General features: G+C 35.9%; 15 protein-coding genes and 1 pseudogene. 5 read left to right on the forward strand and 11 right to left on the reverse strand.

Annotated elements, in window-relative coordinates; translation table 11 throughout:
• The first annotated feature begins 153 nt into the window (after positions 1 to 153).
• The 3 genes from JOE23_RS08250 (at position 154) to JOE23_RS08260 (ending at position 2631) form a co-directional block, all read left to right on the forward strand.
• Positions 154 to 375, forward strand: coding sequence for a NifU family protein (locus JOE23_RS08250; RefSeq protein WP_026065223.1), 222 nt, complete (start codon positions 154 to 156; stop codon positions 373 to 375).
• A gap of 109 nt (positions 376 to 484) precedes the next feature.
• Positions 485 to 1945, forward strand: a complete 1461-nt coding sequence (locus tag JOE23_RS08255) for a sensor histidine kinase (RefSeq protein ID WP_204437502.1) — start codon at positions 485 to 487, stop codon at positions 1943 to 1945.
• Positions 1946 to 1950: 5 nt separating this feature from the next.
• Positions 1951 to 2631, forward strand: a complete 681-nt coding sequence (locus JOE23_RS08260) for a response regulator transcription factor (RefSeq protein ID WP_204437504.1) — start codon at positions 1951 to 1953, stop codon at positions 2629 to 2631.
• 188 nt (positions 2632 to 2819) lie between these two features.
• Here JOE23_RS08260 and JOE23_RS17890 read toward each other — a convergent pair.
• The 9 genes and pseudogenes from JOE23_RS17890 to JOE23_RS08300 form a co-directional block, all read right to left on the reverse strand.
• Positions 2820 to 2965: pseudogene (locus tag JOE23_RS17890) on the reverse strand (IS256 family transposase); the annotation flags it as partial.
• A 493-nt stretch (positions 2966 to 3458) separates the two neighbouring features.
• Positions 3459 to 4235: a methyltransferase domain-containing protein gene (locus tag JOE23_RS08265; protein WP_204437931.1), complete on the reverse strand. Its 777-nt coding sequence runs from the start codon at positions 4233 to 4235 to the stop codon at positions 3459 to 3461.
• Positions 4236 to 4608: 373 nt separating this feature from the next.
• A complete protein-coding gene (locus JOE23_RS18175; RefSeq protein ID WP_204437506.1) occupies positions 4609 to 5811 on the reverse strand; it encodes a peptidoglycan DD-metalloendopeptidase family protein in 1203 nt (400 codons plus the stop codon).
• Between the two features lie 124 nt (positions 5812 to 5935).
• A complete protein-coding gene (locus JOE23_RS08275; protein ID WP_204437512.1) occupies positions 5936 to 6289 on the reverse strand; it encodes a NusG domain II-containing protein in 354 nt (117 codons plus the stop codon).
• Positions 6290 to 6337: 48 nt separating this feature from the next.
• On the reverse strand, positions 6338 to 7174 hold the full coding sequence (gene lgt, locus JOE23_RS08280) for a prolipoprotein diacylglyceryl transferase (protein WP_204437513.1): 837 nt from the start codon (positions 7172 to 7174) through the stop codon (positions 6338 to 6340).
• Between the two features lie 141 nt (positions 7175 to 7315).
• Positions 7316 to 9784 carry a heavy metal translocating P-type ATPase gene (locus JOE23_RS08285; RefSeq protein WP_204437515.1) on the reverse strand — a complete coding sequence of 823 codons (2469 nt, stop codon included), beginning with the start codon at positions 9782 to 9784 and terminating at the stop codon, positions 7316 to 7318.
• A 272-nt stretch (positions 9785 to 10056) separates the two neighbouring features.
• Positions 10057 to 10941, reverse strand: coding sequence for a homoserine kinase (gene thrB / locus JOE23_RS08290; protein ID WP_204437516.1), 885 nt, complete (start codon positions 10939 to 10941; stop codon positions 10057 to 10059).
• Positions 10938 to 11999 carry a threonine synthase gene (thrC, locus tag JOE23_RS08295; RefSeq protein ID WP_204437517.1) on the reverse strand — a complete coding sequence of 354 codons (1062 nt, stop codon included), beginning with the start codon at positions 11997 to 11999 and terminating at the stop codon, positions 10938 to 10940. Before thrC ends, thrB begins: the two co-directional genes overlap by 4 nt.
• A gap of 3 nt (positions 12000 to 12002) precedes the next feature.
• Positions 12003 to 13295 carry a homoserine dehydrogenase gene (locus tag JOE23_RS08300; protein ID WP_204437518.1) on the reverse strand — a complete coding sequence of 431 codons (1293 nt, stop codon included), beginning with the start codon at positions 13293 to 13295 and terminating at the stop codon, positions 12003 to 12005.
• A 241-nt stretch (positions 13296 to 13536) separates the two neighbouring features.
• Here JOE23_RS08300 and JOE23_RS08305 point away from each other — a divergent pair, with 241 nt between their 5' ends.
• A complete protein-coding gene (locus JOE23_RS08305; RefSeq protein ID WP_204437520.1) occupies positions 13537 to 14046 on the forward strand; it encodes a phosphatidylglycerophosphatase A family protein in 510 nt (169 codons plus the stop codon).
• 112 nt (positions 14047 to 14158) lie between these two features.
• Here the strand turns inward: JOE23_RS08305 and JOE23_RS08310 are convergent, their stop codons facing one another.
• Positions 14159 to 14440, reverse strand: coding sequence for a YutD family protein (locus tag JOE23_RS08310; RefSeq protein WP_204437521.1), 282 nt, complete (start codon positions 14438 to 14440; stop codon positions 14159 to 14161).
• Between the two features lie 164 nt (positions 14441 to 14604).
• Between JOE23_RS08310 and JOE23_RS08315 the strand changes: the two genes are divergently transcribed.
• Complete coding sequence (locus JOE23_RS08315; protein WP_204437522.1) at positions 14605 to 15537, forward strand: M23 family metallopeptidase; 933 nt, start codon at positions 14605 to 14607, stop codon at positions 15535 to 15537.
• Positions 15538 to 15674: 137 nt separating this feature from the next.
• Here the strand turns inward: JOE23_RS08315 and JOE23_RS08320 are convergent, their stop codons facing one another.
• Positions 15675 to 15776, reverse strand: a complete 102-nt coding sequence (locus JOE23_RS08320) for a methionine/alanine import family NSS transporter small subunit (RefSeq protein ID WP_204437523.1) — start codon at positions 15774 to 15776, stop codon at positions 15675 to 15677.
• Positions 15777 to 15785: the final 9 nt, after the last annotated feature.

The raw sequence follows: 15785 nt of genomic DNA on the forward strand, positions 1-15785 counted from the left end.
ATTATAAAACAAGTCAACATGTTTGGAAACCGTACTAACATTTTTATAATGAACGCAATTATAAGCTAGAAGATAGTATGAAATTAAATACTTCTTAAAGTAAGAAATTAATGTTATACTGTCTAAAGGAAGATAGAAAGGAGTAGATGGATGATGCAAGAACAAGTGCAAGAAGTTTTAAATAAATTACGTCCATTCTTACTACGTGACGGTGGCGATGTTGAATTAATCGATGTTGAAGATGGCATTGTTCGTCTTCGCTTAATGGGAGCGTGCGGGAATTGCCCTAGCTCAACCATTACACTTAAAGCAGGTATTGAACGCGCCCTTGTAGCAGAAGTGCCAGGCGTCCGAGAAATAGAACAAGTATTTTAAAAAGATAAGACTACTCACCGCAAAAAGTGAGTAGTCTTTTATATTTGCACTATTAAGACTAATAATAAAACGAACCTGCAAGGGCTTTATAAACTGTTATCTGTGATAAATGAATCAATGTTGCATTTTCTGCACAAAAAATCGATATTTATTATTTATCTTTAAGGTAATTGGAGGGATTATTATAAAAAACAGAATTGCTATTAAAATTGCCATTAGTTTTTTTATTGTCATTTTTATTATTCAATCCATTTTATTTATTACTTTGTATAATTTTGTAGCTAGAGATGAACGAGATGAGGCTGTCAATCAATTATGGACACGTGGGCACTCACATAGCAAAGTTTTAAGCGAACACTTTAACGAAGAAACAATAGAACATGTCGCTTTAATGGAATCAGCTTCACCATTGATTGCCATTATATTAGACCACAATTACGAAATCTTAGCTCAATCGAATGGTATTGAGTCTGAAGTAGAGGATATTATTTTAAATACTGATCTTAGCCAATTGTCTCAGCAAGGAAAAATCATTAATAGTGATTGGTTGAACGCCAATTATTTAGCTACAGTTAATCCTATTCAAGTCGATCAAGACAACAACGGATTTATTTTTATGTTTACGAGCACTGAACAATTGAAGGGAAATATTCAGTCGTTAGCCATTCAATTTACAGTCGTTGGCATACTGTCACTACTTCTTACTATTATGACGTTATTTATCTTATCTAGAAAGGTATCAAAACCTCTATTGGACATGAAGGCTGCTACTCAAATGTTGAGCAAGAACCAAACAACCTCGATGATGTTACCAGTTAACAGAAACGATGAATTAGGAGAACTAGCTGATGCTATTACTAGTTTAGCAAACCATTTAACTCATTTGAAAAATGAGCGCAATGAATTTTTAGCCAGTATTGCCCATGAATTGCGAACACCTTTAACATATATCAAAGGATATGCAGATATATTAACTAAGCAAAATACTTTAACGGACTTAGATAGAGACAAATATTTAAGAATTATTCAAGAAGAAAGTGATCGATTAACGCTTCTAATCAAAAATTTATTCGAACTCGCTCAAGCTGATCAAAATAAGTTTACGATTAGTACGCAAAGGGGCCAATTACACAGACTTGTTAGTGATGTCATTCAGTTTTTCCAGGTGTCGTTTCAAGAACGAGGTATCACGTTAACAGTAAATATCCCAAAAGAAATAGAGCTTCAGTTAGATCAAAAACGTTTTAAACAAGTGCTTATTATTGTTATTGATAACTGCCTTAAACATGCAGGTAGTCCATTTGATCATTTGAAAATAAATGCAGAAAATACCGATCATTTTATTGTATTAGCAATAGAAGATAATGGACAAGGTATTGATCAAGACCACCTTCCTTATATTTTTGATAAACTCTATCGTGCTGATCAATCTAGGGCAAGAAAGAGTGGGGGATCAGGGTTAGGTTTAGCTATCGCTAAACAAATAGTAACCGCTCATAATGGAGAGATTGAAGTACACAGCACAAGAAGTAGCGGAACTAAAACGATAATTAAACTAAGAAAGGAATAGATAAAATGCGAAGGGCACTATTAGTCGATGATGAAGAAAGAATGCTTGATTTACTTGAATTATATTTGACCCCTCATGGGTTTAAATGCACAAAAACAAGTAAAGGAGAAGATGTAGAAGATATCCTACGCAGTCAAACATTTCACATTATATTATTAGATGTTATGTTGCCTAATATTACAGGTTGGGACTTGTGCAAAAGGATCCGACACGTTTCAGATACGCCCATTATAATGATTACAGCACGCGACCAGGGGGATGACATTGTAAAAGGCTTAAAACTCGGTGCTGATGATTATATGACAAAACCCTTCGATGAAAAGGAGCTTTTAGCACGGATTGAGGCTATCTTGAGAAGAAGTCAGGCACAACTATCTATTGAAATTGATGGATTGTTATGGAATGAAAAACAACATCAACTTAGTTATCGCCATCACATTATCAAGCTTACACCTAAAGAATTTTTATTAATCGGCACTTTAATGAGAAAGCCAAATCAAGTGTTTTCTCGCGAGCAACTGATTGAGTTAATTTGGGGATTCGATTCACACACTGAAGGACGTACCGTTGACTCACATGTGAGGAATATACGCGATAAGATACGGCAAACCGGGTTTAATATCGATGATTATTTTATCACGGTCTGGGGTGTTGGTTACAAATGGAGCAAAGAGCCCAGAACATAACAAAAATATATTCTGTAAATACGATTGATTTTAGAGTCTATTGGTTTATCACATACCTACAGAGAAAATATACTCCCTTTCATAAGCTCCTACCTATATAGATGAGTCCTTCAGGCTTGTTAAGAAAAGGGTGTAAGTTATTCTAAATACTTTAACACACGTTCATTACGGTGGTCATGAATTAATAGTTAATTCATGATCATTGTTGAATATGGCTACCTTTACATTTACTCTCAAGTTCTTTCTTTCGTAAATACAAGACTTTTAGAAGAGTGTTCTCGTTAGGGAATGCTCTTTTTCTAAAGCTAGAATATATACTTACTACGGCATTTGTAAAGTCGATTAAAGGGTGTGTAATATATTAGAAGATGGAGTTCATGTCCCTTTACCACAAGTTGTCGTACAATTTAACCTCCCCTTAAACTACATAAGAGCAGCGACAGCCTTTTATACTATCGCTCCCTTTACTTGAATAAAAAAGGGTGCTGTACCGTTCAAGATGTAAGATGATATCCTCTTCTTTTCATCAGAAGTAAACAACGCTTAAATTAAAAAGATTTATAATAAAGGTTAAGGATAATTGTTCCTTTACCATAACTTCTTTAACAAACTCAGATCAACTAAGTTTTAATTCTTTATTATTTTCTTTTAAAAACTCAATGGCTCCCATTTACTCTGCTCTATCATGGTCAAGTAAGATTGCACCAATATCAAAAAATAGCTTCTTTTCCACCTCCCCGATATGTTTTTATAAGTGCTTTTGTGCTAATCTCACGTTTCTTCAATTTGAAAAGCGACAACTTCTTTCACAAACGGTCGCTTACCATCTATTTTTCCCCTATCCAAATTGTCCATCTATCTTTTTCAACTATATTAGTATCTCTGTGTAATGAACGATCTATATGTTTTATTAACACGCCCAACTCTTCATCATCTAACTCATGTAAAATACTTCTTCCAGCTCTTTCTCTTAAGTCTTTTAATAACTGCCCTTTATTATCATATACCTTTCTAATCTCCCACAGTTTAACTTCTTTAACATTCTTGAATCCGGCTTCTTGCATCATATTTATTACAATTTGACTCCTATGTCTACGCCTCGTTTCTTTTTGAGTCAATTTTGGAAATCGTTCAAAAAAGTAACCTCTAATATGATTAGCATCACCCTTTATTACACAATCTTCTGGCGTGCGGTCCTGGACCAAATAAAATCCGCCGTTTCTCAATAATCTAAATGCCTCTGCAAAACAAGCATTTAAATCCTTCATATGATGGATTAATGCTCTTTCAACTAGCAAATCATATTCGTTACTTCCTAAACCCGTTTCAAAAGCGTTTCCCTGAACAAAAGAAATATTTTTATACTCTTTGCAATTTTCCCTTGCCCCTTCAAGCATAGATTCGGAAAAATCCACACCTGTAACATAGCTTATTCCCATGTCTGCTAATGCTTTAGTATAAATCCCCCCACCACAACCAATGTCTAATGCTCTAGATACATTCCCAATAGGTAAAAGTTGTTTTACTTCTCTAATCCACGAAATATCAGCAAGTCGAGTTGTATAAGTTTTACTGTTGTCCTTACTATGAAAATCAATTCCCACTTTCTTCACCGTCCTCACTCATAGAGAAAAATTAATTTTTGCATATCTTTTAATAAATTTCATTTATGTTAATCACCTAACGATTAACGCCTTTATCTTTATAATTATTCTACCAAATAAAAAAACTGTGTGAATAAGAAATCGTAGACATTTCTTACGCACACAGTTAATATTACTTCCAATGATGTTAGAATCTATAGGTTTATCACATACCCACAAAGAAAATATACTCCCTTTAATAAGCCTTTTGACTATCGATGAGCTTCCTTTATTCTATGGCAAGCCATTTACGGATGATTATCTGCAGTTAACGGATCATTCGCATTTGACCTGTTTTTTACTTTTACCAATCCACTTTTGTTCCTGTTAAACTTTAAGGTAAAACATCAATTGGATTAAGGAGTTCACCATTATAATAAACCTCAAAATCAAGGTGAATACCAGTTGATCTTCCGGTTGTTCCCATAATTCCGATCACATCACCTTGATTCACTTGTTGCCCTACATTTACATGTTTGCTTTCTAAATGGGCATATTGGGTGGTGTATCCATTTTGGTGATCAATCTCAATCGTGTTTCCATACCCATTTATCCAACCCGAAAATGTAACTATTCCTCCATCAGCTGCCAAAATCGAATAATCATCAGGTCGAGCTATATCAATTCCTTTATGGAAACTTCCCCAACGTGGACCTTGGTATGAAGTAATCACACCTCCAATTGTAGGCCAAATAAATGTACTATCCGTATTGCCTGCCGGGGCATTTGATGGTCGCCTTGAATCACCTTGAGCGGTATTGTTCTCTCTAGATCGGTCATTATTCGGTTCTTCCTGGGACAATAAAGCCAATTGTTGTTCTTCTTGTCTCTCTTTTTCTAACTGTTCTTGTTCTATTTCTAATTGTTCTAACGTTAATTGATTAGTCTCCAATTCTTGTTCTAATCTTATTTCTGCTTGTTCCATTTCATCGATTTGTTCTGCTAAATTTTCGTTATCTTCTTCTAAGTCTATTAATTGCTGTTCCAATTGATTTTGCTGCTCACTTATTTCTTCCTTGATATGAGCAAGGTCTTTCAAGTCGTCCTCTTGCGCTTGATAAATGTTTTGGTCTTGTTCGATAATCGTTGAAACTGCAGTATACTTCGAGATAAAATCCAGGAAGCCTTCAGCACTTAATAAAACTTCAATATATCCCCAGTTACTATCATTTTGTTGCATTGCTCGAAGTCGATTACCCATTATCTCTTCACGTTTTTCAATTCGATTCTCTAATTCTTGCATCTCATCATTCAATTGTTCAATTTCTTGTTCTGTTTCACTTATTTCACGTTCTGCCTTGTCAATATCCTGTTGAATTTGACCAAGTTCTTTGTCTTTTTCAAGCAAATCAACATTCATACGCACTAGTTCTTCTGAAATGCGTTCTGTTTCTTGATCAAGTTCATCTATTTCTTCTTGTTTTTCTGTAATGCTTTGATCCAAACTCCCCGTTTCTTCGCCAATGATTTCTATAGGAAATATAGCTATTAATAAAGTAAATAAAATTAATAGGCGGTATCGTTGATGCACAATCACTATTTATTCCTCCTTAAACTAATCTTTTAATTTTCTATTTAATAGATTAGTTTAGAAGTGTGGAGATTTTGTGCATAAATCATAACAATAGGATTACAGGTTAGTTGCTTTATTATGTTACGATCTAATAACTAATAACATCTTCATATCTGTCATTGAACGTTAACTCAATAACCACACGATGTGGTAAACAAATAATGACTTGATTAGGCTCAGAAATAAAACCAGTCTGAACACATATCTGATCTGGACAACTTGAATCACGTATACGAACCGCACGATTCTTTATTTCAACACCATCTTCATTACATGCAATCTCTGGAATTTCAACCATCTTCAACTTATCGGGATCGGTTAAGTCTATTTCCCGTATGACATTTTGATTGACTTGAATAGTAGCACTTACAGGCTGATTTAATGAAGCTCGATTATATAATAATAAAGTCGGAATAAGAGATAGCAAAAATAATATAAACATCAATATTATATCTCCTATTTTAAATTTCATTTTCATAATTAGATTACCTTACATTAACGTGTGTACGCCATAATAGATAAATAAAGAAACTATTATTAAAGTTCCTATAATGATAACCGTATAGTAATAATTTTTCGCAGGTATTTGCTTATCTGATTTCGGTAACCGACTATTTTTCCGACAGTAACTTATTAACCCGAGAGTTAAAATAATGAATGCTAAACCTAACAAGTGACTTATACTAACAAATCCCCCTACCGAAGGGTTTATTCTGAAAAATTCAACAAACGATCTTATCAACATAAAACCGATTAAATAGTGTAAAAAAACTTGACCTTGATACACTTTTCTATAAAAAAGCCATAATAAGTAGCCTAACAATAAGTAACTGAGTATAAATTCATAGGCTTGTACGGGGTGTAAGTATTCTCCATTAAACATCACGCCCCAGTGCCAATTGTTGCTTAAAGGTCTGCCAAAAACATCACAACCAATACGGCTAACAGCTTGAGCCAATATTAGTGCCGGCGCTGCAATATCTAATACTTTCCATATAGGTAACCGATATCGTTTAAGTAGATAAAAACTTGTAAGTAATCCAGCAAATAGTCCACCATGGATCGATAAACCTCCTCGATGTATCATAAAGATCTCAACTGGGTTTGCAAAGTAATAAGTCGGATTATAGAATACAATATAAAAGATACGCGCACCAATAATCCCGCCGATAAATGCATATAATCCAATATCAAATAGTCTTTTGAAATCAACTTGCTCTCTTTCTGCAAGTTTTTTTAATAATAACGTCCCTAGAACGATACCTATACCAATCATTAATCCAAAGAAATAAAATGTGAATGGTCCAAAAGAAATAAGTTCTACCATATGTTAATTCACTCCTTATTTTTAGTTGTAGAAATCAAATTTAATAAATAAATATTGATTTTCTGTCGAGATCATTAACTTCTAATAAATAAAAAACCATCAATATCTTCTGATATCAATGGTTTAAGCATTTATTATAAATTACTCTATGGGATTAATGTTAATTCGTTTTAGTCTCAAGGAATTATAAATGACATTTAGCGAGCTGACTGCCATTGCTGCAGCTCCAATCATAGGATGTAACAAACCTAACATAGCTACGGGTATGAAAGCCGCATTATAAAACCATGCCCAAAAATAATTTTGTTTAATTTTACGGAATATAGCTTGTGATAACGTAATAGCAGAGACAATCCCACTCAGCTCACCTCGCACTAAGGTAACATCAGCAGCTTCAATGGCAATGTCTGTCCCTGTTCCGATTGCTATTCCAATCTGCGATTGTTTTAGTGCTGGAGCATCGTTGATACCATCGCCTACCATCGCCACGACTTGGTGATTTTCTTGTAGTCGTTTCACTTCAGCAACTTTACCATCTGGCAATACTTCCGCAATCACATGACTAATCCCAATTTTTCTAGCGATTGCTTGCGCTGTTCGCTCATTGTCACCTGTAATCATCGCTGTTTTGATCCCTTTTTTCTCTAATTTAGCAATTGCTTCAACCGAATCTTCTTTAATGGGATCGGCGACGGCAATGACACCGAGTAATTGATCTTGTTTAGCGACAAGCATAGCGGTTTTTGCTTCATTCTCTAAACGAATTAATGCATCCTGATGTTCGCTATAATCAATATCGTTTTCGTCCATTAGTTTTCGATTGCCAATAAAAATTTGCTCTTTATTAACTAATCCGTGTACACCCATACCAACCTGATTGGTAAATGCTTCAACATCATCTAGTCGTCTGTCACTTGATTTGGCTTTTTCTACAATAGCATGTGCTAATGGATGTTCTGAACCTTTTTCTATCGTTCCCGCATAATATAAAAAGTCTGCTTCAGCTACCCCATCAGCTAATAAAATATCCGTTACTTCTGGCTTCCCTTTTGTAATCGTTCCGGTTTTATCAAATGCAATCATATCTAAATCTTTAAATGATTGAATAGCTTCTCCATTTCGAATTAAAATCCCATGTTCGGCACCCATCCCGCTTCCAACCATAAGTGCTGTTGGTGTTCCTAATCCAAGTGCACATGGGCATGAAATAACGAGAACGGCTGTTGCTGTTATAAATGCTAGCGTTAGTGGGGTAAGATCAGGATTGATCCATGGTAAGAACTGTGCGCCCCAATCAATAATCGCTTGATGAAAATCAGGAAAGACAAGATAAGAAATAAAGGTAATGATCGTTAAGATTATGATCACCGGAACAAAATAACCCGTGATCCGATCGGCAAACTCTTGAATCGGAACCTTAGAACCTTGTGCTTCTTCCATCATTTTAACAACTTGAGATAAAAATGTGTCTTGACCAACCTTTGTTACTTTCACTTTAACTAAACCTTGCTGATTAATGGTCGCTCCAATCACTTCATCACCTTGCTGGCGCTTAACGGGCATAGACTCTCCAGTCGCCATTGATTCATCAAATAAGCCGTTACCTTCAACAACAATACCGTCGGTAGGTACTTTTTCACCTGGACGAATAATCATAATATCATTCGCTTGTAATTCTTTTACTGAAACTTCTACTTCTTCACCATCGACTAAAATTTTTGCTGTCTTAGCCCCCATCTCAAGTAATTTTTTAATCGCTTGTGATGCCTTCCCTTTTGCGCGCACCTCAAGATATTTTCCAATTAAATGAAAAGTCATAATTGTTGTTGCCATTTCAATAAATGTTTGAATTGGCAAAAATAATCCCATTAAGCCTACTAGATAGGGTAGTAGTGATCCGAGCATCACGAGTACATCCATATTCGGACTTTTGTTTCTTAAAGCTTTAAAAGCACCTACATGAACATGTCGACCAGTACCAAATACAACAGGAGCACCTAACAGCGCAACAATAGGGAGATAACCTGGAATCGGCCAGATAAACATATGAATAACCATCATAAGCATAATCAGACTTGATAGCCCAATTGAGATAAACATTAATCGTGCTGCCCTGTTTATTTTCTGTTCATCTTCATCAGCTTGCTGATCTTGATTATCTTCAACTAACAATTGATAGCCTAATTGATCGACTTTTTCTTGTAAATCAAAAATTCTCACTTGATTTGGATCATATTCAACCGTTAGTTTTTCAGCGGGAAAATTAACGGCGGCTTGATTTACACCTTCAAGTTGGTTTATCCCCTTTTCAATGCGATTAGCACATGCCGTGCAAGTCATACCATTTACTTTTAACGTTGTCTTTATATCAGTTCGTTGTTGCTTTGGAATGGCTCGATAACCTAAATCTTCAACAACCTGTTCAATCTCTTCTTTGCTAATAATTGCTTCATCGAATTCAATTCGCGCCTTTTCAGCAGCAAAATTAACGGTAGCTTTTATGATACCGTTAGTATTATTCAATTTTTTTTCTATATTTAATGAGCAACTACTACAAGACATACCTTCTATCTTCCAAACCTCCTGCACGTTCTTTTTTGAATTTTCCATATAATTAGCTCCTTTTTATCTAACAATCATTTACATTTATAAAAAAACTATACCCAGGTAGGGTTGATTTATTTTAAATTTAACATGATCTTAAAAAGATGTCAAACAAAGTTAACCTTCAATCGGAGGCGTTTTACAAACGGTTATCTGTGATAAAGCAAAGTATTTAAGTATATTTGGTATAGAAAAGAAAAAATAAAAACCTCACATCAAGTCTTTTCCTTAGTATATATCAACTAAGGAGCTCTGCCGGTGAATGTGAGGCGGGTGTTCTATAGAATGACTTCTATTCCTTTATTAACGGGTTTTAATATTTTCCACTCTATATCTTGTATCGTTTCTTTCCATGTCGCCACTTTTGTAGCGATCTTTTCTTCTGTTGTCAATGCTATCATGGTTGGACCTGCCCCACTTAAATAGATGCCATAAGCATGTTCTGCTAAAAGCGTTTCTACTTTATTATAATGGGGGATTAACTTCTTCCGATACGGTTGGTGAAATAAATCTTTTTTCATTAGCCGACCAAGCAACTCCCAGTCCCCTTGGCAAATGGCTGCAACACTTACATTAGCAATACTACTTGCTTTAATACTATCATGATACGAAAACGTATTGGGTAGGACGGCTCGAGCGTCCGATGTTTTTAATTCAAATGGCGGTATCAGTGTTAAAAGGTCTAAATGATGAATAGGAATACGTACCGTATCTAAAGTCTGGTGATAATGACCAATAACACAGCCCCCTAAGATTGCAGGGGCTACATTATCAGGATGACCTTCTATTTCAGTAGCAAATAACACTTTCTCTTGATCAGTTAAGCCTAAATCCAGCAATTGATTAGCCAATTCAATTCCAGCGGCGATCGCGGTCGCGCTGCTCCCTAACCCTCGTGCTAATGGAATATCACTATTCAACTCTACATGACAAGCAGGCAGTTCCTTATCACTAAAGCGCTTGGCCGTTTTCTTTGCAATTTGACAGATAAAATTGGTTTCGTCACTCGGAAGCTCAGCTAAGTGTTGCGATTTAGAAATAAAACACCAGTCGGTTGCGTCACGAATAGTTAAGGTTAAAAATAGATTTACAGCCATACCGATCGAATCAAAGCCAGCCCCTAAATTTGCTGTTGTTGCAGGGACTTTTATTGTCCAACTCATGAGGGAACCCTACCCAAGATTTCCTTTATCACTTGTTCTTCATCATTATCAAGTACTGTTGGCTTAATTTTGCTATACTCTATGGCGATATTTGGATCCTTTAATCCATTTCCGGTCAAGACACAAACCACTTTGGCACCTGATTGCACTTTGCCTTGTTCTAAAGCTTTAAATAGCCCTGCTACCGAGGCATTAGATGCAGGTTCTGCGAATATCCCTTCATTTGCTGCCATCCATTGATAAGCAGCTATCATTTGTTGATCGGTAATCTCATCAATCGTTCCTTGTGATTCATCACGAGCAGCGACAGCTTGCTTCCAACTCGCTGGGTTGCCGATTCGTATAGCCGTTCCAACAGTTTCGGGATTTTCAAATACACGATCATGAACAATTGCTGCTGCTCCACTTGCTTCATAGCCCATCATCTTAGGTAATCCAGTTGCTTGCTTTTCATGATATTCTTTAAAACCTTTCCAGTATGCAGTAATATTACCCGCATTACCAACTGGAATAAATAAATAATCGGGCGCTTCTCCTAATACATCACAAATTTCAAATGCTGCGGTTTTTTGCCCTTCTATTCTATACGGATTAACGGAGTTTACCAGAGTGATATCGTCTTTCTCTCCTAATTTCCGGACCATACGTAAAGCATCATCAAAGTTACCCTTGATCGAATAAATTTCTGCACCGTACATAACTGCTTGTGCCAATTTCCCTTGGGCAATTTTACCTTCTGGAATAACGATAATAGCGCGTAAACCAGCTCTAGCCGCAAAAGCAGCAGCAGAGGCGGAGGTGTTACCTGTGGAAGCACAGATAACCGTTTTCGAGCCTTCCTCGATAGCTTTAGCCATTGCCATCACCATCCCACGATCTTTAAAAGAACCCGTTGGATTAATCCCTTCAACCTTGGCATAAGCTTCCACACCATACTTTTTAGAGAGATTCTCCAATTTAATTAACGGTGTATTTCCTTCATGCAAGCTAATCAGTGGTGTATTATCGTTAATTGGTAAAAATTCTTTGTATCCTTTTAATAATCCTTGCCAAGCCATATCTTATTCCTCCCCATCAACACGGTAGTGACTAATTAATCGTTTCACTACATTTAATTTATCTAATGCTTGTAAACTTTTCAATAATTGCTCTTGACTTATTTTATGGGTAATCATCACAATCTCAGCACGACCCTCTTTTTCTCCTGGTAACTGAAGAATTTTAGCAAAACTGACATGCTGATCAGAAAATATATTGGTAATTTCTTGAAAAGCACCTGCTTGATCTTCGACATCCAACCGAATGAAATGGCGTGAAAATCGCTCATGATCGGCTTTTAATTGACGTTCAAATTGTGGATCGATGTACGCATTACCGCTAATACCCAATCTTATATTACGAACGACCTCCATCAAGTCCGAGACAACGGCAGTTGCTGTTGGCATACTCCCCGCGCCAGGGCCATAAAACATCGTTTCTCCGACGGCTTCACCATGAACATAAACGGCATTAAACTCATTTTTAACCAGTGCCAACGGATGATCTTTAGGTAATAAAGTCGGTTCAACGGTTACTTCTGCTTTATGTTCGTGCATTGAAGCAATACCAATCAACTTAATCGTATATCCTAAACTTTTAGCAAAATTGATATCATCTTGTGTCACTTGACGAATACCTTTAACATCAACATCGTCAAGGGTTAATTCCATTTTAAAAGCTAGATTTGCTAGCAAAGCCATCTTCCTTGCTGCATCCACCCCATCAACATCTGAGCTTGGATCGGCTTCGGCAAACCCAAGTTCTTGTGCCGCTTTTAAAACTTGATCAAAATCAAGACCTTCGTCAGTCATTTTAGTCATAATATAATTTGTTGTTCCATTCACAATACCCATTACTTTCTCAATATGGTCTGAGGCCAATCCATCAACTAATGTGCGAACAATTGGGATTCCCCCAGCAATACTGGCATCATAAAGAATATCACAATGATTTTCTTTAGCTAGTCGTAGTAACTTTTGACCGTATACTGCCATTAAATCTTTATTAGCGGTCACAATATGCTTCCCTTGCCTTAAAGCCTGTTCAAGCAAGGTATTTGTATCTTCAATGCCTCCCATGACCTCCACAATAACATCAATATTATCATTATTAACGAGTTCATCAGGGTTAGCAGTTAACCAATTGGTATCAATAACCACGTCTCTTGGCTTATTCACGTCATTCACAAGTATTTTTACAATTTCAACATCACAACCAAGTTTGTGTTGAATTCGAGCTTGATGGTTCTCTAGTACCTTAACAACACCAGTTCCTACTGTGCCTAATCCACATAGACCTACTCTAATCTTATCCATTCAAAAAGCCTCCCCCTGTATTCTGTAAGTGAACATATGTTTATCTATAGAGGACATTATACCTGTTGCTTAAAAGAGATTCAAGCTTAAATTTACTTAAATTTCAGAAAAAAACATTACTGTCATTTGCTTTATTATTTATTTCAACATATTATATAATTATTCAGCTTTTCCGTTTTATTCATAATCTGGACGGGTATATTATTAAAATAGAATTTCTTATTAGAATGGATGGGATCATATGTCAGAACAAAAACCAAAAACAGCGTTAGAAAAGAAAGCGCGTCAATGGCTTAAGGATCGCGGGGTGACACTTGAAGACATCGGGGAACTCGTATACTATCTTCAATCGCCTTACCATGAAACCTTAGAGATGGACATCTGTATTAGAAATGTTGATAAAGTCTTAGGGAAACGCGAAGTTCAAAATGCAGTTATTACTGGGATTCAGCTTGATGTATTAGCTGAACAAAAAAAGCTAGCCTCACCATTACAAGAAACGATTGAAACAGACGAAAGTTTATATGGTGTTGACGAAATTATCGCTTTATCCATTGTTAATGTTTATGGATCAATCGGTTTCACCAATTACGGATACATTGACAAGCAAAAACCTGGCATTTTAAAAAAATTAAATGATAAATCGACGGGCATGTGTCATACATTTCTTGACGATATTGTGGGTGCTATTGCAGCTTCAGCATCAAGTAGGCTGGCACATAGTGAAGCAAACGATGAAGAATTAGACTGATCATCCAATCACTATTAATGAATAAGCTACTTTCCACTTTATACACTTACTTTTTGTGCGTAGAGTTCATAAAAGCGCTAAGCAACGATAATTGCTTAGCGCTTTTATTACATCATCCCATACGTTTGACAATAAAATAGGCACAGCCAAAATTGCAATATTCATATAAATAATCATCTATTGTACTTGCTTTCGTATCAAAGCTTGCTTTCGTATTTTGATCATCAAAAAATCCTTTTAGCCTTAATTGTTCATAACCCCAATCTCCAACAATAAAATCATATTTGGTTAGAATATCACTAAATCGTTCAACAAATGCCTTTTCTTGAAAGCCATCTTTGAAATTCTCAACAACTTGATAAGTTTGTCCTTCCACTTCCACTTCTAGCATCATTTGTACTCCTTCTACTCGTCATTTTAAGTCTATAATTATTTTAGCATAATTATTTATCGTTCGACTAGTTGTGTTAAGAAAACATCACTGGTGAATATTTGTATTCATTTTTTTATCAAATAGGTGCATATTAAGTCTATTAAGCCAATGAGGAGGAAAAAGTTATGAAGAAATATCTCATTGCCATATTTCTAATATCAAGTCTGTTGCCTATCCCTCATTTAACTGCTGATGAAGAGCATAAGCCAGTAGATCGGCTGACACTATATAAGAAAACAGAAAGTCTTACCCTTATTCCTTGGTATTATTTAGCTGCTATTGATCAATATGAAAGGCAAATTCATGATGAAAAAGAATTAGTGGCGATCACTTTTCCGGAAACAGATTGGTATGGTGTATCGAATCTAAATCATGATCCGTCTATAACTAGCGTTACCATTCACAATGGGATTGGAAAAGACGGAAATGGGGATGGAGAAGCTCAGATTGACAACCCAGAGGATCAATTGTATACGATGGCAGATTATATTTTATCGTATGGGCTATCTAAAAATGATATTCACCTTGCACTTTGGGAGCATTATCAAAGACCACTTGCTGTTAAGACCATTGTTCAAAATGCAAAGATTTACGAAACTTATCAAACCATTGAACTAACGGATCGTGCTTTTCCAGTGCCTGAACACTTCAACTACAGTTACCGAAGTACATGGGGAGATGCGAGAGGTTTCGGTGGTAGAAGAATTCATGAAGGAACAGATATTTTTGCTGATTACGGTACCCCTGTTAGAGCAACTACTTATGGTACAATTGAAATTATGGGTTGGAATCGCTATGGAGGATGGCGACTGGGGATTCGGGACCTTAATAACGTTTATCATTATTTTGCACACTTAAATGGGTTTGAAAAAGACCGAGAAGTTGGTGACATCGTTGAGCCTGGTGATGTTATTGGCTACGTGGGCTCTTCTGGTTATGGACCTCCTGGTACATCAGGTAAATTTCCACCTCATTTACATTATGGTATGTACAAAGATAATGGTGAAAATGAGTGGGCATTTGATCCTTATCCATTCTTACGGAAATGGGAAAATTAATTAATGACAGCTGAACATGACCTTATTTAAAGGGTAAGTAAACAAGGTTAGCCAATTGATTTTACTAATTAATAAACATAGTAAACAAAACAAGTACCGTTCAAGCTAATAGCTTTTAACGGCACTTGTTTTATTTCTTATTGTTTTGACGACTTTACCGCATGTGATATGCTTAATGCAAGTCCGCCCCAAATAATGGTTATACCTATAATCATCATAACTACAGCAGATATTGACATAAATACCTC

The organism is Amphibacillus cookii (assembly GCF_016908375.1).
GTDB classification, from domain to species: Bacteria; Bacillota; Bacilli; order Bacillales; family Amphibacillaceae; genus Amphibacillus_C; species Amphibacillus_C cookii.